General features: G+C 61.0%; 21 protein-coding genes and 1 tRNA gene. 12 read left to right on the plus strand and 10 right to left on the minus strand.

Translation table 11 applies throughout. The features are described 5' to 3' along the window. Positions 1–85: 85 nt before the first annotated feature. On the minus strand, positions 86–583 hold the full coding sequence (locus L901_RS22915; protein WP_003519931.1) for a CAP domain-containing protein: 498 nt from the start codon (positions 581–583) through the stop codon (positions 86–88). 1 nt (position 584) lies between these two features. Continuing rightward, complete coding sequence (locus L901_RS22920; RefSeq protein ID WP_003493739.1) at positions 585–851, minus strand: DUF6460 domain-containing protein; 267 nt, start codon at positions 849–851, stop codon at positions 585–587. Positions 852–1,019: 168 nt separating this feature from the next. On the opposite strand from L901_RS22920, the gene L901_RS22925 reads away from it, so the two are divergent. The 3 genes from L901_RS22925 (at position 1,020) to L901_RS22935 (ending at position 3,422) form a co-directional block, all read left to right on the plus strand. Then, positions 1,020–1,961, plus strand: coding sequence for a class I SAM-dependent methyltransferase (locus L901_RS22925; RefSeq protein ID WP_059760499.1), 942 nt, complete (start codon positions 1,020–1,022; stop codon positions 1,959–1,961). Between the two features lie 134 nt (positions 1,962–2,095). Next, positions 2,096–2,707 carry a YitT family protein gene (locus tag L901_RS22930; RefSeq protein ID WP_035236585.1) on the plus strand — a complete coding sequence of 204 codons (612 nt, stop codon included), beginning with the start codon at positions 2,096–2,098 and terminating at the stop codon, positions 2,705–2,707. Positions 2,708–2,780: 73 nt separating this feature from the next. Beyond that, a complete protein-coding gene (locus L901_RS22935; protein ID WP_059760502.1) occupies positions 2,781–3,422 on the plus strand; it encodes a YitT family protein in 642 nt (213 codons plus the stop codon). Positions 3,423–3,448: 26 nt separating this feature from the next. On the opposite strand, the gene L901_RS22940 is transcribed toward L901_RS22935, so the two are convergent. Continuing rightward, positions 3,449–3,910, minus strand: a complete 462-nt coding sequence (locus L901_RS22940; RefSeq protein WP_035227571.1) for a carboxymuconolactone decarboxylase family protein — start codon at positions 3,908–3,910, stop codon at positions 3,449–3,451. A gap of 97 nt (positions 3,911–4,007) precedes the next feature. Beyond that, positions 4,008–4,511 carry an Rrf2 family transcriptional regulator gene (locus L901_RS22945; protein ID WP_059760503.1) on the minus strand — a complete coding sequence of 168 codons (504 nt, stop codon included), beginning with the start codon at positions 4,509–4,511 and terminating at the stop codon, positions 4,008–4,010. Positions 4,512–4,632: 121 nt separating this feature from the next. On the opposite strand from L901_RS22945, the gene L901_RS22950 reads away from it, so the two are divergent. Both L901_RS22950 and pdeM read left to right on the plus strand, forming a co-directional pair. Continuing rightward, positions 4,633–7,152, plus strand: coding sequence for a ligase-associated DNA damage response DEXH box helicase (locus L901_RS22950; RefSeq protein WP_059760504.1), 2,520 nt, complete (start codon positions 4,633–4,635; stop codon positions 7,150–7,152). A 34-nt stretch (positions 7,153–7,186) separates the two neighbouring features. Next, complete coding sequence (pdeM, locus tag L901_RS22955) at positions 7,187–7,915, plus strand: ligase-associated DNA damage response endonuclease PdeM (protein WP_059760505.1); 729 nt, start codon at positions 7,187–7,189, stop codon at positions 7,913–7,915. A gap of 49 nt (positions 7,916–7,964) precedes the next feature. Here the strand turns inward: pdeM and L901_RS22960 are convergent, their stop codons facing one another. The 4 genes from L901_RS22960 to podJ all read right to left on the minus strand — a co-directional run bounded on the left by L901_RS22960 (position 7,965) and on the right by podJ (position 14,316). Further along, positions 7,965–8,402 carry a universal stress protein gene (locus L901_RS22960; RefSeq protein ID WP_003522788.1) on the minus strand — a complete coding sequence of 146 codons (438 nt, stop codon included), beginning with the start codon at positions 8,400–8,402 and terminating at the stop codon, positions 7,965–7,967. 159 nt (positions 8,403–8,561) lie between these two features. Further along, a complete protein-coding gene (locus tag L901_RS22965; RefSeq protein WP_059760508.1) occupies positions 8,562–9,389 on the minus strand; it encodes a TIGR02186 family protein in 828 nt (275 codons plus the stop codon). Beyond that, positions 9,386–10,312 carry a sulfite exporter TauE/SafE family protein gene (locus L901_RS22970; protein ID WP_003522786.1) on the minus strand — a complete coding sequence of 309 codons (927 nt, stop codon included), beginning with the start codon at positions 10,310–10,312 and terminating at the stop codon, positions 9,386–9,388. Before L901_RS22970 ends, L901_RS22965 begins: the two co-directional genes overlap by 4 nt. Before the next feature lie 263 nt (positions 10,313–10,575). After that, the gene (gene podJ, locus L901_RS22975) at positions 10,576–14,316 is read right to left on the minus strand and encodes a cell division protein PodJ (RefSeq protein ID WP_082710799.1); all 3,741 of its coding nucleotides are present in this window, start codon (positions 14,314–14,316) and stop codon (positions 10,576–10,578) included. A 377-nt stretch (positions 14,317–14,693) separates the two neighbouring features. On the opposite strand from podJ, the gene L901_RS22980 reads away from it, so the two are divergent. The 6 genes from L901_RS22980 (at position 14,694) to L901_RS23005 (ending at position 21,745) form a co-directional block, all read left to right on the plus strand. Then, entirely contained in the window at positions 14,694–16,490 is a 1,797-nt protein-coding gene (locus L901_RS22980) for an acyl-CoA dehydrogenase C-terminal domain-containing protein (RefSeq protein WP_059760512.1), read from the plus strand. A 36-nt stretch (positions 16,491–16,526) separates the two neighbouring features. After that, positions 16,527–17,735 carry an acetyl-CoA C-acetyltransferase gene (locus tag L901_RS22985; RefSeq protein ID WP_059760514.1) on the plus strand — a complete coding sequence of 403 codons (1,209 nt, stop codon included), beginning with the start codon at positions 16,527–16,529 and terminating at the stop codon, positions 17,733–17,735. Between the two features lie 147 nt (positions 17,736–17,882). Further along, a complete protein-coding gene (locus tag L901_RS22990) occupies positions 17,883–20,099 on the plus strand; it encodes a 3-hydroxyacyl-CoA dehydrogenase NAD-binding domain-containing protein (RefSeq protein WP_059760516.1) in 2,217 nt (738 codons plus the stop codon). Positions 20,100–20,254: 155 nt separating this feature from the next. Further along, on the plus strand, positions 20,255–20,680 hold the full coding sequence (locus tag L901_RS22995; RefSeq protein ID WP_059760518.1) for a hypothetical protein: 426 nt from the start codon (positions 20,255–20,257) through the stop codon (positions 20,678–20,680). Positions 20,681–20,919: 239 nt separating this feature from the next. Beyond that, positions 20,920–20,995 (plus strand) — tRNA-Phe (locus tag L901_RS23000). 159 nt (positions 20,996–21,154) lie between these two features. Then, positions 21,155–21,745: an alpha-ketoglutarate-dependent dioxygenase AlkB gene (locus tag L901_RS23005; RefSeq protein WP_059760520.1), complete on the plus strand. Its 591-nt coding sequence runs from the start codon at positions 21,155–21,157 to the stop codon at positions 21,743–21,745. Here the strand turns inward: L901_RS23005 and L901_RS23010 are convergent, their stop codons facing one another. Together L901_RS23010 and L901_RS23015 are read right to left on the minus strand one after the other, a co-directional pair. Further along, the gene (locus L901_RS23010; RefSeq protein ID WP_059760522.1) at positions 21,746–22,006 is read right to left on the minus strand and encodes a helix-turn-helix domain-containing protein; all 261 of its coding nucleotides are present in this window, start codon (positions 22,004–22,006) and stop codon (positions 21,746–21,748) included. Between the two features lie 53 nt (positions 22,007–22,059). Next, entirely contained in the window at positions 22,060–22,338 is a 279-nt protein-coding gene (locus L901_RS23015; RefSeq protein ID WP_059760524.1) for a hypothetical protein, read from the minus strand. A 78-nt stretch (positions 22,339–22,416) separates the two neighbouring features. Here L901_RS23015 and L901_RS23020 point away from each other — a divergent pair, with 78 nt between their 5' ends. After that, positions 22,417–22,749, plus strand: coding sequence for a helix-turn-helix domain-containing protein (locus L901_RS23020; protein ID WP_059760526.1), 333 nt, complete (start codon positions 22,417–22,419; stop codon positions 22,747–22,749). Positions 22,750–22,758 lie beyond the last annotated feature (9 nt).

Below are 22,758 nucleotides of genomic sequence, written 5' to 3' on the forward strand. Positions count from 1 at the left end.
CATAGCACAAATCCAATACACAGGATTCCTGTGACGAGCACAGGAATGAGGATCACGAGGGTAGCCCTAGTTCCCCACCACTATCTCAGGCGCAGAGCACCATCGCCCAATAGGGGCGGTTGCGGCTGGCCGCGTCATAGGCGACCGCGACGCCGAGGCCGTTATAGGGCCCGAGCATGTTTTCGAGGTGATGTTGTGAGCCGATCCAGGCCTTCACCACCCGCTCGACGCTGTCCTGCCCGGCGGCCACGTTTTCCGCTGCCGGAAGCGGCACATTGCCGTCTTTCATGCGGATCAGGAAACTGTCGGTCAGGCCGATCAGATGCGCCATCTTCTGCGCCTTGACCATGCGGCCGGCCTGATAGGCGGCAGCACCGCTTGCCGCGCCATTGATGGCAAGCGGCGAAAGCCCCTTGGAGCGGCGCAGATCGTTGACCATGGGAAGCGCCGCCGCCGTCTCGTCGCGGGTGCCGGAGGGCATGCCCTTGTTGGTGGGCATGGAAACGCAGGCGGAAAGAACGGAGCCGGCGGAAAGCAGCACGAAGCCGCGCCGTGAAAGCGTTTGAAACGTGGAGTGGGTCATGTCAGCGGCGGTAGCTCAGGAGGCGCAGGATGATGAAAACCGGAATGACGATCGTTGCCCCGAGGATCAGATAGTCGCCGATTGCGCCCAGCGCATGGAAACCGCTGCGCCACAGGTCGACCACGAAATCGCGCGCGCCGTAGATGATGTTCCATGGCGTCAATCCGAAGATCGCCATCAGAAAGCCGACGAGCAATGAAACCACCAGCAGCTTCACCACGGTACGGGCCACCGTGTCACCCAGCATTTTGTTGACCTCACCGGCCATCAGCACGTCTCCTGTTTTGTCCTGACATATGAAGCACGACGCTTCGATGCAAGTTTCGCCGCACTATATCGCGTCAAATTCGCCAATTCCACGAGGCCGCCATGAAATAGGACTTGAGTTTTTTTATGGCTTGATAAATGACAGCCGACATCTTCTCAGGAATCTTGAATGGCCCCAAACCAGTTTTCTTCCGGTGACGTCATTGCCGACCGCCGGGCGAACTATGCCCGCATGCTGGCGGAGAGCGGTGACTTTCCCGCTGCCGCCGAACTCATGGAACAGGCGCTGGAGCTTGCGCCGCGGTGGACGGCGGGCTGGTTTCGCTTCGGGGAATATCACGAAAAAGCGGGCGAAACGGAAAAAGCCGTGGCGGCCTACGGGAAAGTCGCCGAACTGGACACCGAAGGACTGTTTGCAGCCGAGCTGAAACTCGCGGTTCTCGGCGCCGCCGAAACGCCCGAGCAACCGCCGAGCCGCTATGTGGAAGGGCTCTTCGACGATTATGCCGACCGTTTCGAAACCTCGCTTTTGGAAAAGCTGGATTACAGCGTGCCGCAAAAGCTGGCGGAACTGATCGGCAAGGCGGCGGGAAGCGGCGTGTTCGACACCATTGTCGATATTGGCTGCGGCACCGGCCTCCTTGGCGTTGAAATCCGCACCTTCGCAAACCGGCTGGAAGGTTTCGATATTTCCCAGAACATGCTGGCCAAGGCGGAGGAAAAGGGGCTTTACGATCATCTCGACCAGGCCGATCTTTCGCTGGAGCCGGAAGCCTCGGGGCTCTTCACCTCCACGCTTGCGCAGCACCGCGCCGGCCTTGTGGCCGCCGCCGATGTGATGATGTATCTCGGCAGTCTCGAAACCGTCATGCCGCTCGTTTCCGCCCTGCTTTCGCCTTCAGGCTTTTTCGCCTTTTCGGTGGAGGATGCGGGGGATGAAGACGGTTTCGTGCTTCGGGAATCCCTTCGTTACGCCCATTCGAAGAGCTATGTGACCGAGCTTCTTGAGCGGACGGGCTTTTCTCTCATCGAAATTAGCAAAACCACCATTCGCAAGGATGCCGGAAAACCCCTTTCCGGCATTCTTTTTCTTGCCCGTGCCAAAGCCTGAACATTCCGTTTCTTGCCATTTTCGCGATAGGTCAGGCTTCCTTACGTATCCATCTTGCTCAGATGTTTTTTGCAGTGCAAAATATGCCTGAAGCTGAGGAAAAAAGCGTGAGCAGAACGAGAAGCGTTTACGGCATGTGGAGTTCCGATCCGGCCAAACATGCGCCGGTCGAAGACGTGCAGGGCATCGTCACCGGTGCCATCGTCTCGGCGCTCGGCTTTTATCTTCTGAACAAGGTCGGCCTTCTGACCGGCGGCACCGCCGGCGTCGCCTTTCTCCTGCATTATGCTTTCGGCATCAGCTTCGGCCTCCTGTTCTTCCTCGTCAATCTGCCGTTTTATTACCTGTCCTTCCGCCGCCTCGGTCTTGCCTTCTCCTTCAAGACCTTCATCGCCATCGGCCTCGTTTCGGTGCTGACGGAAGTGGAAGCGCGCTGGATGGTGATCGACAGTATCAATCCGCTCTGGGCGGCGCTGCTCGGCGGCCTGTTGCTGGGTTACGGCTTGCTGGCGCTCTATCGCCACCGCGCCAGCCTGGGCGGTATCGGCATTCTGGCCATCTATATTCAGGACCGCTTCGGCATCCGCGCCGGTCTCATCCAGCTCGCTTTCGATGCCTTCGTGATGCTTTGCGCCTTCCTCGTCATCGATCCGGCCACGGTTGTCTATTCGATTGTCGGAGCTTTCGTGCTCAACATGTTTCTCGCCATCAATCACCGCTCGGATAGATACATCGTTGTGCGTTGAGCGAAGCACGCTTGAAATCCATCGCGCTTTTGCGCAATAGCTCGACAGAGGCCGGAAAATCAGGGGAACAGGCATGGTCGATACGACTGCACGCAAGCGCTTGAATATCTGGGCTTCCGCGCCCGATCGTCATTCGCTGCTGGAGGATGCTCAGGGCGTTCTGGCCGGCAGCATGCTCGTCTCGCTCGGTGTGACACTGCTTTCCGCCGCGGGCCTGCTCACCGGTGGCACCGTCGGCCTTGCCTTTCTGGCGCATTATTCCACCGGCTTCAGCTTCGGCGTGGTGTTCTTCCTCGTCAATCTGCCGTTTTATTATCTCGCCTTCCGTCGCCTCGGCCTTGCCTTCACGGTCAAGACCTTCTGCGCCATCGCCATGACGGCGCTGCTGTCGGAATATATGGCCGGCTTTTTCGCCTTTCAGAGCATCAGTCCGGTTGCCGCCGCACTTTTCGGTGGGCTGACGGTTGCAGCCGGCATGCTGGCGCTGTTCCGCCACCGCACCAGCCTCGGCGGTTTCGGCATATTGGCGCTTTATCTTCAGGATCGTTTCGGCTGGCGCGCGGGCCTCGTGCAGCTCGCCTTTGACGGCATGGTGCTGGCCTGCTCGTTCTTCGTGGCCACACCTTTCGTCATCATCTGCTCCGTCCTCGGCGCGCTGGTCATGAACCTCACGCTTGCCATCAATCACAGGAACGACCGCTACATCGCCATGTAGCGGCCGCCCGTTTCGGGTTTAAGAGGTCACGCCGCCTTCGCAGCCGCATCGACCGGATGCTGCGAGCGGAAACCGACGGCGATGCGGTTCCAGGTGTTGATCGCGCCGATGGCGACGGTGATCTTCACGATATCCTCATCGGAAAAATGCGCCTTCAGCGTCTCGAAGGCGTCATCCGGGGCGCCGGTTTCGGCAATCTTCGTCACCGCGTCCACCCAGCCGAGCAGCGCCCGTTCCTGCTGGGTATAAACGGGGGATTCCCTCCACACGCTCATCAGGTTGATCCATTGTTCGGAAAGCCCGTCATGGCGGCTTTCCTTCACATGCATATCCACACAGAAAGCGCAGCCGTTGATGATCGAGGCACGCAGCTTGATGAGGTGAACGAAGCGGCGCTCCAGCCCGCTGCCCTGAACGTAATTCTCTAGAGCCATGACGGCCTTGAAGGCTTCGGGGGATGCTTTGGCATAGTTGATACGGGTTTTCATGGGTCTCTCCATTGGTTGGATCTGTTTGAAGTCATGCGTCATCGGTCCGGAAAGCTGTCGGGCTGACCGGCATTGGGTTGGTTAAGGTGTGGCTGTATCAGCGCGTCGCTGCTTTACGCTCGTTCAGCTCCAGAAAGGCGCAGCCCCGCGCGGCAATCCCGCCATCGTCATTGGCGGCGAGATCGCCCAGAATGTCGGCGATGGTGGTCTTGGCGAGTTCCGCCCGATAGGCCTTCTCCGCTTTCAGCATCGCGGCATTGATGCCGCAGGGCTTGGTGAAATAACGCCCCGGCAAGGGGTTCGGCCCACGCTGGCGGATTTCCGCGCAGCGGAAGGCAGGCTGCGGCCCTTCGACGGCCAGCACGATATCGAGAAGGGTGATTCTGTCGGTTGCCCTTGCCAGACGATAACCGCCCTTCGGCCCCGGCACGGTGGCGACAATCCCGGCATTGGACAGCGACTGGAGATGCTTCAGCAGGTAGCTCGTGGAAACGCCGTGAAATTCCGCCAGCGCCGCTGCCGACAGCACGCCGCCTTCGGAAAGTCCCGCCAGCATGCCCACGCTGTGAATGGCCTGTTCCACGCCGTCGCCGAGTTTCATCCGACTTGTCCCTGTGCGGTTCGTTTCAGTATCATGGATAAAATTTATCCGCGATTATGCTTTCTGTCAAGCGGTCCCGTTCCGCCCTTCTTTTTTGCAGGTTTTTCACTACCTTGAAGACGTGAAACACACCGAGTCTCCCATTTCCGGCACCCATGTCGGCTCCTTGCCCCTTCCATTCCAGAAATGGTTTGCCGAAAAAGGGTGGTCTCCGCGTGCGCATCAATTGGAGCTGATGGCGCGCGCACGCGGCGGCGAGAACATGCTGCTGATCGCGCCGACGGGTGCCGGCAAGACGCTGGGCGGCTTCATGGCCTCGCTCACCGCTCTGGCGGAACGCGGCAAGGTGCCGGCAGGCTCGGGCTTCGTCGGCGTGCACACGCTTTACATCTCGCCGCTCAAGGCGCTGGCGGTGGATATCGAGCGCAACCTCACCAGACCCGTCTCCGAAATGGGCTTGCCGATTTCCATCGAGACCCGCACCGGCGATACGCCGCAGGGCAAACGCCAGCGCCAGAAGGTCAAGCCGCCGGATATTCTGCTGACGACGCCGGAGCAGGTCTCGCTGCTGCTCGCCAACAAGGAGGCCGAGCGCTTTTTCCGTGACCTGAAATATGTGGTGCTCGACGAGTTGCATTCGCTCGTCACCTCCAAACGCGGCCATCTGCTGGCACTGGCGCTCGCGCGTGTGCGCCGGCACGCACCCGATGTGCGCTTCATCGGCCTTTCGGCCACGGTGGCGGAGCCGATGGATTTGCGCCGTTATCTCGCGCCGCAGGGGCCGGATGAGCCGCCCGCCGGCCTCATCACCGTCGAGGGTGGGGCAAAGCCGGATATCTCCATCCTGAGCACGGAAGAGCGCATCCCATGGTCCGGCCATTCGGCGCGTTACGCCATGAAGGATTTGTACACCGCGCTGAAGGACCACCAGACGACGCTGATCTTCGTCAACACCCGCTCGCAGGCGGAGCTGATCTTCCAGGAACTCTGGACCATCAATGACGACAATCTGCCGATTGCGCTGCATCACGGCTCGCTGGATGCCGGCCAGCGCCGCAGGGTGGAAGCGGCCATGGCGGAAAACAAATTGCGCGCCGTCGTCGCCACCTCCACGCTCGATCTCGGCATAGACTGGGGCGATGTCGATCTCGTCGTGCATGTCGGCGCGCCGAAGGGCGCAAGCCGCCTGGCCCAGCGCATCGGCCGCGCCAATCACCGCATGGACGAGCCGTCAAAGGCGATCCTCGTTCCCGCCAACCGTTTCGAGGTGATGGAGTGCCGGGCAGCCCTTGATGCCAATTATATCGGCGCGCAGGATACGCCCCCCATTGCCGAAGGCGCGCTCGATGTTCTCGCCCAGCATGTGCTCGGCATGGCCTGCGCCGAGCCCTTCGATGCGGATGATCTTTATCGCGAAGTGACCAGCGCTTCGCCCTATTCCGATCTGCCGCGCGCCACCTTCGACCGGGTGGTGGATTTCACCGCGACCGGCGGTTATGCGCTGCGCACTTATGAGCGTTACGCCCGCATCCGCCAGATGAAGGACGGTCGCTGGCGCGTCTCCAATCCGGCGGTCGCGCAGCAATATCGCCTGAACCTCGGCACCATCGTCGAGGCGGCGGAATTGAACGTCCGCATGGTCAAGCGCAATGCCAAGGGCACGGTCGGGCGCGGCGGTATGTCGCTCGGCAAGGTCGAGGAATATTTCCTCGAGCAACTGGTGCAGGGCGATACCTTCCTCTTCGCCGGCAAGGTGCTGCGCTTCGAGGGTATCAGGGAGAATGAATGCCTGGTCTCCCAGGCCTTCTCCATGGACCCGAAGATACCCTCCTATGCCGGCGGCAAGTTCCCGCTCTCCACCTACCTGGCGGATCAAGTGCGCTCCATGCTGGCAGACCCGACGCGCTGGCATGCGCTCCCGGATCAGGTGCGCGACTGGCTGGCGATCCAGAAGGAAAAGTCGATCATTCCCAAGCGCGACGAGCTGCTGGTGGAGACCTTCCCCTTCCGCAAGCGCTTCTTCATGGTCATGTATCCCTTCGAGGGACGCTTGGCGCACCAGACGCTCGGCATGCTGCTGACGCGGAGACTGGAACGCGCGGGCGCAAAGCCCATGGGCTTTGTCGCCACCGACTATTCGCTCGCCATCTGGGCCATGGAAGATATCGGCAGGCGGCTGAAATCCCGCCGCCTTTCGCTTGCAGACCTGCTGGATGAGGACATGCTGGGCGACGATCTGGAGGCGTGGCTGGACGAATCCTTCATGCTGAAGCGTACCTTCCGCAATTGCGCCGTCATTTCCGGGCTGATCGAGCGCCGCCATCCGGGCAAGGAAAAGACCGGCCGGCAGGTGACGGTCTCCGCCGATCTTATTTATGACGTTCTTCGCAGCCATGAGCCGGATCATATCCTGCTGGAAGCGACGCGGCGGGATGCGGCAGCCGGACTTTTGGACATTGGCCGTCTTGGCGATATGCTGAGGCGAATCAAGGGTCACACCACCCATTGCGCGCTGGAACATGTTTCGCCGCTTGCCGTTCCCGTCATGCTGGAAATCGGCCGTGAGACGGTGGCGGGCGAGGCGATGGACGATGTGCTGGCCGAGGCCGCCGACGAGCTGATCGCCGAGGCCATGTCCTGAAACATCTGAGCGGAATGAAGGAACAAAGGCAAAAGTGCTGAGCCGGCTGACATTGAGCGACAAGTTTTCCAATGGCTTCGAATGCCTCGGCAGCGAAACCGCCATCAATGGCGTCGCCGCCTGGTGCGATCCTTTGGGCGGGCTTTACCTGCCGGACCTGTCGCTGCTCGTCGTCTCCGATCTGCATCTGGAAAAGGGCGCGGCTTTTGCAAGGCGCGGACGTATGCTGCCGCCTTACGACACCATCGCCACGCTTAAAATCCTCTCCTCCCTCGTCAGCCGTTACGATCCGAAGATCGTGGTCAGCCTTGGCGACAATTTCCACGACCGCGTCGGTTCCGAGCACCTGCCGCTGCCGCTGCGTGAACTCATTCGCGACATGGCCCGTGGCCGCGAATGGATATGGATCAACGGCAATCACGATCCCGACGGCACGGTCGATCTGCCGGGCTCTTCGGTGGACGAGATGTTTTACGGCACTCTCGTCTTCCGCCACGAGCCGAAGCTGGGCGATGCCGCCGGCGAAATCGCCGGCCACCTGCATCCCTCCGCCACGGTCCGCCGCCGCGAAAAGACGGTGCGGCGGCCCTGTTTCGCCACCGACGGTTCGCGTCTGTTGATGCCGGCTTTCGGGGTCATGAGCGGCGGGCTGGATTTGCGGCACAAGGCCATGCGCGGCCTGTTCGATCATGCCGCTCTCGTCGCGCATCTGATGGGGAGGGACCGTATCTATTCGGTGCGGTTTTCAAATCTTCTCGGCTGAGCGTATTTTCCGGATGTAAAACCGCTTACGCAGCTTTACTGGAAATGCTCTATTGCCGGTAGACCAGCACCGGTATCTTCGAATTCTTCAGCACCTTGGCCGTGACGCTGCCGAGTAGCATTTCCACGAAGCTCCTGCGCCGGTGCGAGGCCATGGCGATGAGGTCGCAGCCGCTCCTGTTGGCGGCTTCGATGATCGCCTCGTCGGGCCTTCCAGCCCGCGCCAGCAGCGCTTCGCAATCCAGCCCCATGGAAGTGGCCTGCGCCTGCGTATCTCTCAGCAGATGTTCCGCTTCCTCGCAGCGGTGGAATTCTTCTTCGGCAATGGCGGCAATGTCTTCGACATCGCTGGCAATCACGTGAAAGGGTTCCGATACCGTCACGACGGTCACCTTTGCGCCTGCCTCCTTGGCGAGAGCGAACCCTTGGTCGATTGCGATCTGCGCCAGCGGCGAGCCATCGGTGGGAATGAGAATGTGCTTGAACATGACATTTCTCCTTTTCATCCCGGTCAAAACCGCACATGCCGCCTTGAGCTGCATGCATGATTGTAACGCCTTGAATTTTACTGCAAACCGATGGCGGAAGCGAATGCTATCTTTGCCGACAGGGGCGGTAGAAGCTCTCTTTTGCGGGATGAAAACCGATCAGTCCTTGCGGAAGATGATGCTGGCGCCCCAGCCGGTCACGACGGCAAGCAGAACGCAGAGCGCGCCATAGGCAAGCGGCGTCTGATGCGCGGCGTCGGTGATCGCCTGTTCCATGCCGGTCTTGACGACGCGCAGTTTCAGTTCGCGCTGGGCGATGAATTTGCCGCTCTTGAAGAGATAGGCGCGGGCGGTGTGCACACCGTTCGGCACGTTGGCCGGCAGGCGCAACGTCGCCCAGAACAGGCCGGTGCGTTCCAGCCGCACCCCGGTCGTGTCGTTACGATAGATGCCGCTGGAAAGCTTCAGACGCCGATAGGCTTCCTGAAAATCGAAGACATTGTCGGGCACGCCGGAAAAGACCGCGCTTTTCAGTGACAGATGGTCGACGCCAAGCCCCATGGCGCGGAGCGTTCCGGGCGAGGCAACGTCGCTGATATTGCGCGTGCTGGCCATAGAATAGGATTCCGGCAGCGGCGTGAAGGTGATGGCGCTGGTATTGATCCAGATGCCTGCAACGCGTTCCTTTTTGCGCACGGTCATATAGTCGCTCGGTCCCTCGAGCGTCACGACGATGTCGTATTGCCCGATGGCGAGCAGCAACTGGTCGGTATTGTTCAGCGCACCGAAAAGCGTAAAATCCGCGCCGCGAAAATCGGAAGCAATTGGAATTTCGGTCGTCGATGCGCCGATTTCGATATTTTCCAGCAGGGATCGCTGCTGCGGGCCGGGCGGCAGGGCAAGCGGCGGTGTCTGGGCCGAAGCGGTTTGCCCGAGGTTGAGGCATGAGGCCAGCGCAAGGGCGGCAAGCAGCAAATGGCGGGTCAATAACCTAACCCCCCGACGGCCACCGAAAACAGGTCTTCCGGGCGCACCACCAGCGATACGGCAAGGCGAAGCGCAACAGCGAGAACGAGAAGCGCAAGCAGGGCGCGTAGCTGTTCGCCGCGCAGTTTCTGGCCGACGCGCACGCCATATTGCGCGCCGATGACGCCTGCCACCATCAGGATGAAGGCCAGCACCACATCGACGGAATAGTTGGTCGCCGCCTGAACCACGGTCGTATAGGCGGTTACGAAAATGATCTGGAACAGCGAGGTGCCGACAACCACGCTGGTGGGGATGCGTAAGAGATAGATCATCGCCGGCACCATGATGAAGCCGCCGCCCACACCCATGATCGAGGTGAGGATGCCGATGCCGAAACCCAGCGTGACGATGGGAATGATGCTGAGATAGATCTTCGATTTCTTGAACCGCATTTTCAGCGGCAGGCGGTGCACCCAGTTGTGATGGCCCGGCCGGCGCAGCGTCACGGTTTCGTTGCGGGCGGCGCGGCGAAGCGCCGAAATGCTTTCCTTCAGCATCAGCCCGCCGACGGTGCCGAGCAGGATGACATAGAGCAGCGACACGATGAGATCGAGCTGGCCGATGCTGCGCAGGAAGGAGAATATCCACACGCCGACCGTCGCACCCACCAGACCGCCCACAAGCAGCACGCTGCCGAGCTTGACGTCGAGCGTGCCGCGCCGGAAATGCGTGATCGAGCCTGACACGGAAGAGGCGACAACCTGGTTTGCACCCGTCGCCACGGCCACCACAGGCGGAATATTGTAGAAAATCAGAAGCGGGGTAATCAGAAAACCGCCGCCCACGCCGAACATGCCGGAAAGAAAACCGACGGCCGCGCCCATGCCGAGAATGATGAAAATATTCACCGACAGTTCTGCGATCGGCAGATAGACAGTCACGGCTCGGACCTCGGGCAAATGGTTCCGGGCGGCAGGGCTTGTCCGGGTGAGGGGGCCGCGCCGCGATTTACACTTTCTGTCTGAAAAGACCGGGCATGCCCGGCCTTCATCCGTCATGCCCGCGAGGGCCTGACCTGTCAACATTCAACGGTAAATACGTTGATAATTTGGAAAGATAGCGGCCGTGTGTCGGCAGCCGGCCACATTCCTGCGCCGGGCTGAGCGAAAGCGGCCAAGGGGCCGCTTAGTCGGTTCTCGAATGTTTATTTGTTGCGGGCGAGAAGCGCGGTCACCAGCTCGTTGGTAATGCGGCCGTCCGGCGTCTGGCCCACGGACTTCTGGAAGTCCTTGATGGCCGTCACGGTGTTCTTGCCGAGCTTGCCGTCAGGCTGGCCGGCATCGAAACCGTTCTTGTTCAGGATCGCCTGAATGTTGCGGATCGCCTTTTCCATGTCCACGGAAGCGGTTTTCACGCCTTCCTTGCCGGCCCATTCCTCGGGCGGGTTGACGCTGTTGGCATCTTCCGAAAGCGGCTTGACCTTCCAGGCGTCCACCTTGGCCTTTGCGCTCTGAAGCTGCTGCGGGTTCAGGGCCCCCGCCACTTCGTCGCGCTTCTGGGCGGCGTCGGCGTCACCATCCTTAGCTGCGATGGCGAACCACTTGTAGGATTCCTCGATGTCCTGCTTCACGCCGCTGCCGCGCGCATAGAGAATGGCGAGGTTGAACTGGCTGTCACGAACGCCGAGGTCGGAGGCCTTGATGAACCATTGCGCTGCGACGGCGAAATCCGGCTGACCGGCCGCATCGGAAGCGAGCAGGACGGCGAGATTGTGCATGGCGCCCGCATTGCCCTGTTCCGCGGCCAGCGTGTAATAGCGCTTGGCTTCGGGAAGGTTGCGTTCGACGCCGTTCGCCTTCTCGTAGAGATTGGCGAGACGGTATTGCGCGGGTGCAAGGCCACGATCAGCGGCGAGCTTGTACCATTTTGCCGCCTCGGTGCGGTCGGCGGCAACGCCGCGGCCATCGGTGTAGCGGGCTGCGATCTCGAACAGCGCCTGCGTGTCGCCCCTGGCAGCAGCTTCGGCAAGCGATGCCGGCTCGATGCCGGCGGGAACGGTGATGGCGTCTTGGGCGGGAACAGCCGTGGCTGTGACCTGTGCCGGAGCCGAAGGTTCGTTCTGCGCGACGGTGCCGGAATTTGCCGCATCCACGGCAGGAACGTCGGCAACCGGCGGCTCGTCAGGCAGCGGCGCGCCGCCGACGGTGCGGGGATCGATGGTGTTTTCCGCCGGTGCGGTGTTTTCGATGCTGTCAGCGGATGCTGCCTGTTCCGGATCGATGGCGAGATCGGACGGAATGGTCACGGCCTTGTCGCCCGTTTCGGGAAGCGCGGAGACCGGGCCATTGTCCTGCTTCTGCTCGATGACCGGAGCCGGGGCTTCCGCGCCGCCGATCAGCGTCTTGACGAGCGGCATGGCCATCATCGCCAGAAGAATGGCGCCGATGCCGAGCAGCAGCGGGCGGCGATAGCGCGAAAGCCCCGATGCCTCGGCCTTGCGGCCCTTCTTGCCGGTATCGAGCTTCTCCGGCGATGTTTCCATGGCGGCGGCCTGCGCCGCACGACGGGCGGCGGCAATGAAATCCGTCCGTCCTTCGGCGTCTGCGGCCTTGCCGCTGGCGGCCACCTGGCTGGCGCGCACGCGCTCGAGGATTTTCTTGATATCGGGCGCACCAGAACCCGGCTCCAGAAGTTCGTTCTCCTGACCCGCCGGCAGAACGTCGATCGGATCGAGCGACGGGGCGGGCTCGACCTGCGTGCGGGCGGAGGAGGAGGCCGATACGGGTTCTTCTGCGGCTTTGACGGTCTTTGCAGTACCCGTCTTGAAACGCTTCGTCAGGCCGGCAAGCAGGCTCTTTTTTTCCGCCTTCGCGGGCTTCGCCGCAGCGGGAGGCACGATGGCATCCCCATCTTTCCCGTCGGCGTCGAGAATGGCCTGTTCTTCGGCGATATAACCCTCTTCCGGGAAGATGGCGGCCGGCATGGGCACATCTTCGTGCGCGGGGGCCGACACAGGCTTCGCGACGTTGCGGGGCGCGGCCTCTTCGCGGTAGACGGGAGCATTGTCGAGGTTATCCAGCCGGCCGGCGATCTGCACCAGCGTCTCATGCAGCGCTTCGAATGTGCGGTGCGTGCGTTCTTCGGTGTTGCGGCTCAAGGCTTCGAGATTGCGCAGATCGGTCGCAAGATCGGTCAGCATCGTCATGTCGGCAAGGTTTGCGCCGGCCGAGAGATTGTTGCGGGTATAAGCGTCGAGAACGGCCTCGGCCGCCTGCCGGGCTGCTTCGATGATATATTCGTCGTTGGACGCCATATAGTCTTCGATGGCCGCCATGCGGGCATCGAGTTCAGGCGGCATGCCCGCGGCCTGCATCTGCACCGGCTGGCTGATCAGCGTCGAGAGATGGGCGATCTGGTTTTCAAGACTTGCCAGCGCGTGGCTGTCGGCGGGCGCGGCATGGGCGGTCTCGTCGAGACGGGCGGCAATATTGCCGAGCCGCTCTTCCAGACGCGAGAAGGCGCTTTCGCTGAGGCCCGATGCCGGTTGCGGCTGGCTGTAACGATAATCGAGGTCCTCGATGCGGCGCGAGAGCGTATCGAGCCGCTCTGCCAGACCGTCATTGACGGCGCCGTGATCCAGCGCATCGATCTTGCGGGAAATGTCGCTGAGGAAAGACGTCAGTTCCGCCTGTTGCGAGGGGCGCTGCGAACGCTCCAGAAGCAGGGAAAGCTGGTCTAGCCGCTCATGCAACTGGGCGGCGTCGCGGGCGGTGCTGAGTTCGTCGATCTTGCCCGCCAGCGCTTCAAGACGGGCGGTCAGGTCCAGCGCCGGTTCAGGTTTTGCGGCGGCAAGGCGGTTGATGTCGCCAAGCTGTTCGGCAAGGCCGTTAAGCCGGGTTTCCAGACGCTGCGCCAGCGCATTGTCCGTTGCCTGCGCATTGGCGCGCGTGCCGGTTGCGGCAATGGCGCGGCTTATTTCGTCCAGCCGCTGGTCGAGACCGGAAAACTGTTCGGTAAAGGCCGCTTCGTTCGGCTGCATGTGCTTGCCAAGCTGCTCCACGGCGCTGGCAATGGCGATCAGCTTGTCTTCGAGCACGCGCACGGCCGGATTGTTGCTCATGCCGCCAAGCTGGGTCTTGATGTCGTCGAGACGATAGGCGAGCGAAACGATCTCATCCTGCAACGCGCCGGCGTCGAAACCGCGCAGCGTGTCTTCCACATTGTTCCAGCGGCTTTCGATCCGGTGCACGCTGTCTTCGCGCGCAAGCTGATCGATCGTCAGGCGCAGGTCCTCGAATTCGTTGCGCAGCCCGTAGGCATCGGGAGACGCCAGATTGCCGAGCTGGTCGATGCTGCCGGCCAGCCGTGCGATATCGTCGCGCAGATCGCCGATGAACTGCTGGTCTTCCGCTACCGCGCGAATATTGCGGATCTCGGCGCGCAGGCCCTGCGCTTCGCGGGCAACGCCCTCGGCAATGTCGTGCTTCAGCTCATGCCGTAGATTGACGAGCGCCTGTGCGATTTCCTGCAGGGCCGCGTCATTGCGCTGCGGCTCCTGATAGGGCGGGATGGAACGCGCGCGTGGTGCGGGAGCGGCTGCTGCCTGCTGTGCGTCCCTCGGCCGGTATTCCGGTGCAAGCGGTCTGGTAATCGTTCGTTCCGGGCGGGCGACGGGTTCCTGCGGGCGCTGGAAGCTCGCCTCGAGGAGGCGCTGGCGCTGGCGGATTTCGTTGACGGGATCGAGCTGCGGCGGCGTGACGGCGGCGCGCGCGGCATAAGCCTCGCTTTTCGCTTCGGGCTGAGCGCTCGCGGCCCGGGGGTCACGCGGGAACTTCTGGCTCATCAGCCCTTCGATACGGGCTTCAAGGCCTTCAATGGTGCGATTGAGCGCATCAAGAGACGATCTGTCGCTTGGCTGTTGGGTTTTCGATCGCAATCCGTTCATCTTTTCGCTCGCTTCGCTTCCGCCCGCCGTGCCCGGTTATCTGTCGCGACGTTGCCTGCCTGGACACGCCGTCGCCGCAACATGCAGCAATCCTAGAGCCGGTATTCGCCCCCGTTGAGGAAAATGCGCCGGAGTACGAAGCAGTTACCTCTGTCGGGAGAATTCACGAAACGTGGTAAAGAAGTGGTTAACTATGGTCGGAATTTTTTAACTTTTGCGGCACGCGGCAGCCCTGCGCCGGGCCGGACGTCCATTCCGCGAAAAAGGAGAAGGGATATTCCGCCGAAATTTATTTGACGTTTACGCGCACGTCAAATATTGTCATCCCATATCGGCCGGATTATCGCCGGCGCCCACGATGCGGAGGAACATCGGTAATGCCTGTTTATAAGGCCCCAGTTAAAGACACGCTTTTTATCCTGAACGACGTTCTCGGCCTGGAGCGGTATAACAACCTGCCCGGCTTCGAGGATGCAACCCCCGACATGATCGAGGCCATTACCGGTGAAGCCGCAAAGCTTGCCGAAGAGCGGCTTTTCCCGCTCAACCTTTCCGGCGACCAACAGGGCTGCAAGCGCGCCGATGACGGTTCGGTTTCCGTGCCGGATGGTTTCAAGGATGCCTATGACGCCTATTGCGAGGGCGGCTGGATCGGTCTTGCCGTTCCGCCGGAATTCGGCGGTCAGGGCCTGCCCTATACGCTGCACGCCGCGATCGGCGAATATATGTCGTCGGCCAACCTGTCGCTGATGATGTATCCCGGCCTGACGCAGGGTGCGATTGCCGCCATTCTGGTGCATGGCACGCAGGAACAGAAGGACACCTACCTGCCGAAGATGGTGGAAGGCACATGGTCTGGCACCATGAACCTCACCGAACCCCATTGCGGCACCGATCTCGGCATGCTGCGCACCAAGGCCGTGCCGCAGGCTGATGGCAGCTACAAAATTTCCGGCCAGAAAATCTTCATCTCCGCCGGCGAACATTCCATGACGAACAATATCGTTCATCTGGTAATTGCCCGCATTGAAGGCGCGCCGGAAGGCACCAAGGGCATTTCGCTCTTCATCGTGCCGAAGTTCCTGGTGAAGGAAGACGGCACGCCGGGCGAGCGCAACGGCGTCACCTGCGGCGCCATCGAACACAAGATGGGCATTCACGGCAACGCCACCTGCGTCATGAACTACGATGACGCGACCGGTTATCTGCTGGGCGCTGAGAACAAGGGCCTTTCGGCCATGTTCGTGATGATGAACGAAGCCCGCCTCGGCGTCGGCCTTCAGGGTCTTTCGGTCGGTGAGATCGCCTATCAGAACGCGGTTGAATATGCCCGTGAGCGCATTCAGGGCCGCTCGCTTTCCGGTGCGAAATTCCCCGACAGGAAGGCGGATCCGATCATCGTGCATCCCGATATCCGCCGCACGCTGATGACCATCAAGGCCTATAACGAGGCCGGCCGCGCCTTCCTTCTGTGGACCGCGCTGCAATCCGACATTGCCCACCGTGCGGCCGATGAAAAGCAGCGCCAGGCGGCGGACGACCTGCTTGGCCTCGTCACCCCGATCCTGAAAGGTGTCCTGACCGACAAGGGCTTCGACCATGCCGTGATGGCGCAGCAGGTCTTCGGTGGCCACGGCTACATCGAGGAACATGGCATGAGCCAATATGTCCGCGATGCGCGTATCACCATGATCTATGAGGGCGCGAACGGCATTCAGGCGCTCGATCTGGTCGGCCGCAAGCTCGGCATGAATGGCGGCCGCGCCGTCATGGCGCTGTTCAAGGAAATCGGCGATTTCTGCGAGGAAAACCGCGCCGATGAAAAGCTGAGCCTCTACACCAAGGGCCTGAAGAAGGGCTTGAACGACCTGCAGGCCGCAACCATGTGGTTCATGCAGAACGCCATGGCGAAACCCGACAATGCCGGTGCCGGCTCGACCGACTATATGCATCTCTTCGGCATCGTGGTGCTGGGCTACATGCAGGCGCGCATGGCGAAAGCCGCCAGCGAAGCGCTTGCAGCGGGCAGCGCTTCGGACGAGGATTACCTCAAGACCAAGCTTGTCACGGCGAAGTTTTACATGGAGCGCATCATGCCGGAAACCGCGCTGCGCAAGGCCCGCATCGAAACCGGCGCGGACACCATGATGGAACTGGCTGCGGAAGCATTCTGAGAAATCTGGCGTTCATAACGCCACAGGGAGAGAGTTATGACCGACGTATTTATCTACGACCATGTCCGCACCCCGCGCGGACGCGGCAAGAAGGATGGCAGCCTGCATGAGGTGCCTTCCGTTCGCCTTGCCGCCAAGACACTGGAAGCCATCCGCGACCGCAATGGGCTGGACACTTCTGCCGTCGACGACATCATCATGGGCTGTGTCGATCCCGTCATGGATGCCGGTGCGGTGATCCCGAAGGCCGCCGCTTTCGAGGCCGGTTATTCGAACAGGGCGCCAGGCATGCAAATCTCACGCTTCTGCGCCTCGGGTCTCGACGCCATCAACTTCGCGGCCGGCAAGGTCAAAGCGGGATCTGACGACATCGTCATCGCCGGCGGCGTCGAAAGCATGTCGCGCGTCGGCATGGGCATGTCGGGCGGCGCCTGGTACATGGACCCTTCGGTCAACTTCCCGGCCTTCTTCATGCCGCAGGGCGTGTCGGCCGATCTCATCGCCACAAAGTATGGTTTCTCTCGTGACGATGTCGACGCCTATGCCGTCGAAAGCCAGAAGCGCGCGGCGCATGCTTGGGATAAGGGCTATTTCAACAAGTCGGTTATTCCGGTGAAGGACTCAAACGGCCTGACGATCCTCGACCGTGACGAGCATATGCGCCCCGGCACGGACATGCAGGCGCTCGCCTCGCTCAACCCGTCCTTCCAGATGCCGGGTGAAATGGGCGGCTTCGAAGCCGTCGGCATCATGGCGCATCCGGAAGTGGAGCGGATCAATTACGTGCACCACGCCGGCAATTCGTCCGGCATCGTCGACGGCGCTGCCGCCGTGCTGGTTGGCTCGAAGGCGGGCGGCGAGGCGATGGGCATTAAGCCCCGCGCCCGCATCAAGGCTTTCGCCAATATCGGCTCCGATCCGGCGCTGATGCTGACCGGCCCGGTGGATGTGACCGAAAAGCTCCTGAAAAAGACCAGCATGAAGCTTGCGGATATCGATCTTTTCGAACTCAACGAAGCCTTTGCCGCCGTGGTCCTGCGTTACATGCAGGCCTTCGACATCGACCACGACCGGATGAACGTCAATGGTGGCGCCATCGCCATGGGCCATCCGTTGGGTGCAACCGGCGCGATGATCCTCGGCACGGTGCTGGATGAGCTGGAGCGGCGCGATCTGAACACCGCGCTCGTCACGCTCTGCATCGGCGCTGGCATGGGCACGGCGACGGTTATCGAGCGGGTTTGAGAGGCTTCGGCTGATACCGCAACGGTTCCTCCGTCATCCTCGGGCTTGACCCGAGGATCTATCCCCGGTGCTTGGATCCTCGGGTCAAGCCCGAGGATGACGGAGAAAGCGAAGCGGCCATGAAGATTCAGGGAAGAGGAATCCCAAATGAGCACTTACACCAATTTCACCATCGAGACGGACGCAGACGGCATTGCCCTCGTCACCTGGGACATGCCGGAAAAATCCATGAACGTCTTCACGTCAGAGGTGATGGACGAGCTGAACGCCATTGTGGACGCGACCGTCGCCGATAGCGCCGTCAAGGGCGTCGTTTTCACCTCCGGCAAGAGCACCTTTTCCGGCGGCGCCGATCTTTCGATGATCAAGTCGATGTTCTCCTTCTACAATGATGAGAAGACGAAGAACCCGGATCAGGCGGCGGCAAAGCTGTTCGAACTGGTCGGCCGCATGACGGGCCTGTTCCGCAAGATCGAGACCAACGGCAAGCCCTGGGTTTCGGCCATCAACGGCACCTGCATGGGCGGCGCTTTCGAACTGTCGCTTGCCTGCCACGGCCGGGTCGCCTCCAGCGCCAAGAACCTCAAGATCGCCCTGCCGGAAGTCAAGGTCGGCATCTTCCCCGGCGCCGGTGGCACCCAGCGCGTGCCGCGGCTGACGGATGCGCAATCGGCACTGCAGATGATGACCACCGGCCAGTCGCTGACCGGCGCGCGCGCCAAGGCCATGGGTCTGGTGCATCAGGTGGTAGAGCCGGATCAGCTGGTTGCAACCGCAAAGCAGATGATCAAGGACGGCCTGAAACCGGTCGCACCCTGGGATGAAAAGGGCTTCAAGGCCCCCGGCGGCGGCATCTGGACGCCTGCCGCAGCCCAGCTCTGGCCCGCCGCACCGGCCATCCTGCGCCGTGAAAGCGCCGGCAACTATCCGGCCGCACTCGCCATCCTCAAATGCGTCTATGAAGGCCTGCAATTGCCCTTCGATACCGCACTGAAGGTGGAGCAGCGTTATTTCACCGAAATCCTTCGCTCGAAGGAAGCCTTCGGCATGATCCGCTCGCTGTTCATTTCCATGCAGGAACTGGGCAAGGGCGCGCGCCGCCCGGCCGGCCAGCCGAAGACGGAGTTCAGGAAGGTCGGCGTCGTCGGCGCGGGCTTCATGGGCGCTGCCGTCGCTTATGTCACGGCTGCCGCCGGCATCCCCGTTGTGCTGGTGGATCGCGATCAGGAAGCCGCCGACAAGGGCAAGGGCCATTGCGAGGAAAGCGTCAAGGCCGCCATCGGCAAGGGCAGGCTGACGCAGGATGAGGCCAAGGCCCTGCTAGACCTCGTCACTCCGACGGCGGATTACAAGGCGCTCTCCGATGCCGATCTCGTCATCGAGGCCGTCTTCGAAGACCGCGACGTGAAGAAAGCCGTCATCGAGGCCGTGGAAGCCGTCTTGCCGCAGGGCGCGATCTTCGCTTCCAACACCTCCACTTTGCCGATCACCGGCCTTGCGAAGAGCTCGAAGCGCCCGGCGGATTTCATCGGCATCCACTTCTTCTCGCCGGTCGAGAAGATGATGCTGACGGAAGTGATCCTCGGCAAGGAAACCGGCGACAAGGCGCTCGCCGTCGCGCTGGATTATGTGGCCAAGATCAGGAAGACCCCGATTGTGGTCAATGATACGCGCGGCTTCTTCGTCAATCGCTGCGTGCTGCGCTACATGGCGGAAAGCTACGACATGCTGATCGAGGGCGTGCCGCCCGCCATGATCGAAAATGCCGCGAAATTCGCCGGCATGCCGGTCGGCCCGCTGGCGCTGAACGATGAGGTGGCCATCGATCTTTCCTACAAGATCCTGAAGGCCACCGTCGCCGATCTCGGCGAAAAGGCCGTCGATCCGCGCCATATGGAGCTGGTGAAGAAGCTGGTGGAAGGCGAGGGCCGTTTCGGCCGCAAGAACGCCAAGGGCTTTTACGACTATCCGCCAAAACCCGCCAAGAAATCCCTCTGGCCCGGCCTGAAGGACCTTTATCCGCAGCAGAAGCCTGAAGCGGTGGATATGGAGGTGCTGAAACAGCGCTTCCTCGTCACCGTGGCGCTGGAAGCCGCCCGCACGGTGGAAGAAGGCATCGTTACCGATCCGCGTGAGGCGGATGTCGGCTCCATCCTCGGCTTCGGCTTCGCGCCCTATACCGGCGGCGCGCTGTCCTACATCGACGGCATGGGCGTGAAGAACTTCGTGGCACTCGCCGAAAAGCTCAGCGAGACCTATGGCCCACGCTTCAAGCCGACGCCGCTGCTGAAGGACATGGCCGCCAAGGGCGAGACCTTCTACGGTCGCTTCGATCCCTATGCCAGCGCCGCCAAAGCGGCCTAAGGCTGCAAGCGAGACATTGAACAGGCCCTTCGGGGCCTGTTTTATTATGCTTGCCTCCCTGCTTTCCGTGCATCCTTTGCCGGGCTGAGGCGTTGAAAAGGCTGGCCGGGCAAAAGCACCCGCCGCCGCAATTCAGCACGCCTCAGGAGACAGCGATGAAAGCACCACTGCGATCCCACGGTTTCGACAAGCCCTCGGACCTTGACGACCATCTGGCCGAACTGGACGAGGAGGCCGTGGAGAAGAAGGCTGCAAAACCCGCTGCTGCCCGAAGGGCGCGTGCCTCCGCCCCGCCGGAATCATCCTTGCGGGCGGAACTGGATGATCTGCGCAAACAGCTCGAAAAAATTCGCCGCGACGTCAAACGGCTGGAAGCCGCCTCCAACCCGTCACATCATAAATCCGCCAATGCCCGGCATGAGCGCGATCGCGAGAATTCGCGCCTGATGACGGTGGTGCGCTCCGTTGCCGTCACCTCGCTGGCAAGCCGCATCTTCGCCTCCTCGCCCGCCATGGCGGCGCTGGTGGCCGTTGTGCCAATCGCGCTTGGCCTTGCCGCACGGCGCAGTGAGGGGGCATAAGCCGTCCCCTGCCGCGCCACCGCCCGCTGGCCCGGCGGATGCCCAGGAGCGGGTTTTCCGCCGCAATCCTGCCTTCGCCGGGCATAGATTTAAACCATCCACAGGCGCCGTGAAAAAACTGTCAAAAAACTTCGCGATGGCGCTTGCCATGTCCGAACAAGATGTTATAACCCCGCTCACTTTCGGGGCACCAAACAGCCCCGCCCGCCAAAAGCGGAGGTTCTTCAAGGACCTGAAGTGCCCGGATAGCTCAGTTGGTAGAGCAGCGGATTGAAAATCCGCGTGTCGGTGGTTCAAATCCGCCTCCGGGCACCATTTATCTCAATAGCATTGTTGACGAATTGCGTGCTTGGCGACTTGTCCATTTGAAGGCAAATTTCGATGAGTAGCTACAGCCATCATATGCTTTTGACATGCCCGGTGTAGCCATGGGCCAACCCTGTTTATTGCAGGCAGTTGGAGAGCAGCCCGCAAATGGATCGTGTCACAAGCCTACCTCTTCTACCCCCCGGCATTGTCTATTTTGACGGCTTTCTCTCTCCAGAGGAGGAGGCCGCCGTCGCCCACAGACTGGATGCGGGTGTGTGGAGCACGGAGCTGAAGCGTCGCGTGCAGCATTTCGGTTATCGGTACGATTATAAGGCGCGCGCTGTTACCGCGGAAGCGTATCTCGGGCCGTTGCCGCCATGGCTTGGCGTGTTCGCGGAGCGGTTAGTTACCGCAGGTTATTGTCGGGATTTGCCCGATCAGGTTATCGCGAACGAATATCTTCCTGGGCAGGGCATCAGTGCGCACGTCGATTGTGTGCCGTGTTTTGACGATACGATCGTGTCGATAAGCCTTTTATCCACATGCGAGATGGTTTTCCGCGAATTGCGTGGACCAGCCATATGCGGCGTCTTGCTTCAACCTCGCTCCGGCGTCTTGCTGAGAGACGCTGGCCGCTACGGGTGGACCCATGAAATTCCGGCTCGAAAATCGGATGTCGTGAATGGAGTCAAGACAGCCCGAGGCAGACGAATTTCCCTCACTTTTCGCAAGGTCATTGCTTCGAAACAGTCTTGATCAGAGAGGAGAGCGCTGCTCTTTTATCCGCTCGAGTAAAAGGCGGAGAAGCGCTATCGGGTCTTGATCCATCGCCGCCGAGAGTTTTGCAAACTCAACGACATCTATGCGTCTTTCAGCCCCTTCGGCCTTTGCGACATAGGACTGTGGCTTACCCAGCCGATCTGCGATTTGCTGCTGGGTTAACCCTGCTTTTCGCCGCGTGTCGGTCAGTATCTCAACAAGAAGCCGATACTCGGGTGTATGCGTAGACTTTGTCATATGCCGAAAAATCTCAAAATCGCAGTGCCAAGAGTCGATCCTGAATTATCCTGCTATGGGATATTGTCGCGGCACTCAAGTTCTCTGCGCACACGCCGCCATTTGCCCTGCTCGAAGCTTCGCGAATAGCGCCATGCCCGGTCTTCTTCCATTGCGGCGAATTCCTCCGCGCGCTCGCCATGTCGTTCAATCAGGTCATCAGCAAGGCGTTTAATCTCCGAGCTTGGTAAGAGCAGGGGTCGAATGCGGGTCTGCCATTCGAGCCAGAGGTAAGCTGCCAGGACGAAACTGCAGCCCGCGATGAGATAGAGATAGTCGGCGCTGAGTGGCATGGCCTACCTATAATGACGTGATCTTTAACGCCATAATGTACATAGACCCGTGGTTTCTGTCAGGAACAATCTGTTCCTATGGAATCATTTGCAGCAAATCTGAAAAAGCGCGCGAAGGAGCTTGGTCTCTCCAATGCGGAAGTTGCCCGCCGAGCGGGGCTTACGGAGCGTCGTTACGGCAACTACATCATGGGCCGAAGGGAGCCCGATCTGGCGACACTCGTTCGGATAGCCACCGTTCTGGATAGCACTCCGAACGCATTGCTTGATTTTGAGAAGAAAACAGCCGCGCTGACTGGCCATGATCTGCTGAAAGCAAAGATCGCTGCGGCAGCAAATGCACTGCCGGAAAGCGATCTGGAAGTCATGGCCATCGCAATTGAGGCGGTGGCGAACAGCCGGGCAAAGTAGCCCGGCGCT

The sequence above is a fragment of the Agrobacterium sp. D14 genome (assembly GCF_001526505.1).
Taxonomy (GTDB): domain Bacteria; phylum Pseudomonadota; class Alphaproteobacteria; order Rhizobiales; family Rhizobiaceae; genus Agrobacterium; species Agrobacterium leguminum.

Coding starts and splice junctions, on each gene's coding strand:
- L901_RS22925 (WP_059760499.1), top strand. CDS start 1,020: ATGGCCCCAAACCAGTTTTCTTCCGGTGACGTCATTGCCGACCGCCGG.
- L901_RS22980 (WP_059760512.1), top strand. CDS start 14,694: ATGCCTGTTTATAAGGCCCCAGTTAAAGACACGCTTTTTATCCTGAAC.
- podJ (WP_082710799.1), bottom strand. CDS start 14,316: ATGAACGGATTGCGATCGAAAACCCAACAGCCAAGCGACAGATCGTCT.
- L901_RS22915 (WP_003519931.1), bottom strand. CDS start 583: ATGACCCACTCCACGTTTCAAACGCTTTCACGGCGCGGCTTCGTGCTG.
- L901_RS22995 (WP_059760518.1), top strand. CDS start 20,255: ATGAAAGCACCACTGCGATCCCACGGTTTCGACAAGCCCTCGGACCTT.
- L901_RS23010 (WP_059760522.1), bottom strand. CDS start 22,006: ATGACAAAGTCTACGCATACACCCGAGTATCGGCTTCTTGTTGAGATA.
- L901_RS22935 (WP_059760502.1), top strand. CDS start 2,781: ATGGTCGATACGACTGCACGCAAGCGCTTGAATATCTGGGCTTCCGCG.
- L901_RS23020 (WP_059760526.1), top strand. CDS start 22,417: ATGGAATCATTTGCAGCAAATCTGAAAAAGCGCGCGAAGGAGCTTGGT.
- L901_RS22945 (WP_059760503.1), bottom strand. CDS start 4,511: ATGAAACTCGGCGACGGCGTGGAACAGGCCATTCACAGCGTGGGCATG.
- L901_RS23015 (WP_059760524.1), bottom strand. CDS start 22,338: ATGCCACTCAGCGCCGACTATCTCTATCTCATCGCGGGCTGCAGTTTC.
- L901_RS22960 (WP_003522788.1), bottom strand. CDS start 8,402: ATGTTCAAGCACATTCTCATTCCCACCGATGGCTCGCCGCTGGCGCAG.
- L901_RS22990 (WP_059760516.1), top strand. CDS start 17,883: ATGAGCACTTACACCAATTTCACCATCGAGACGGACGCAGACGGCATT.
- L901_RS22920 (WP_003493739.1), bottom strand. CDS start 851: ATGGCCGGTGAGGTCAACAAAATGCTGGGTGACACGGTGGCCCGTACC.
- L901_RS22985 (WP_059760514.1), top strand. CDS start 16,527: ATGACCGACGTATTTATCTACGACCATGTCCGCACCCCGCGCGGACGC.
- L901_RS22940 (WP_035227571.1), bottom strand. CDS start 3,910: ATGAAAACCCGTATCAACTATGCCAAAGCATCCCCCGAAGCCTTCAAG.
- L901_RS22930 (WP_035236585.1), top strand. CDS start 2,096: ATGTGGAGTTCCGATCCGGCCAAACATGCGCCGGTCGAAGACGTGCAG.
- L901_RS23005 (WP_059760520.1), top strand. CDS start 21,155: ATGGATCGTGTCACAAGCCTACCTCTTCTACCCCCCGGCATTGTCTAT.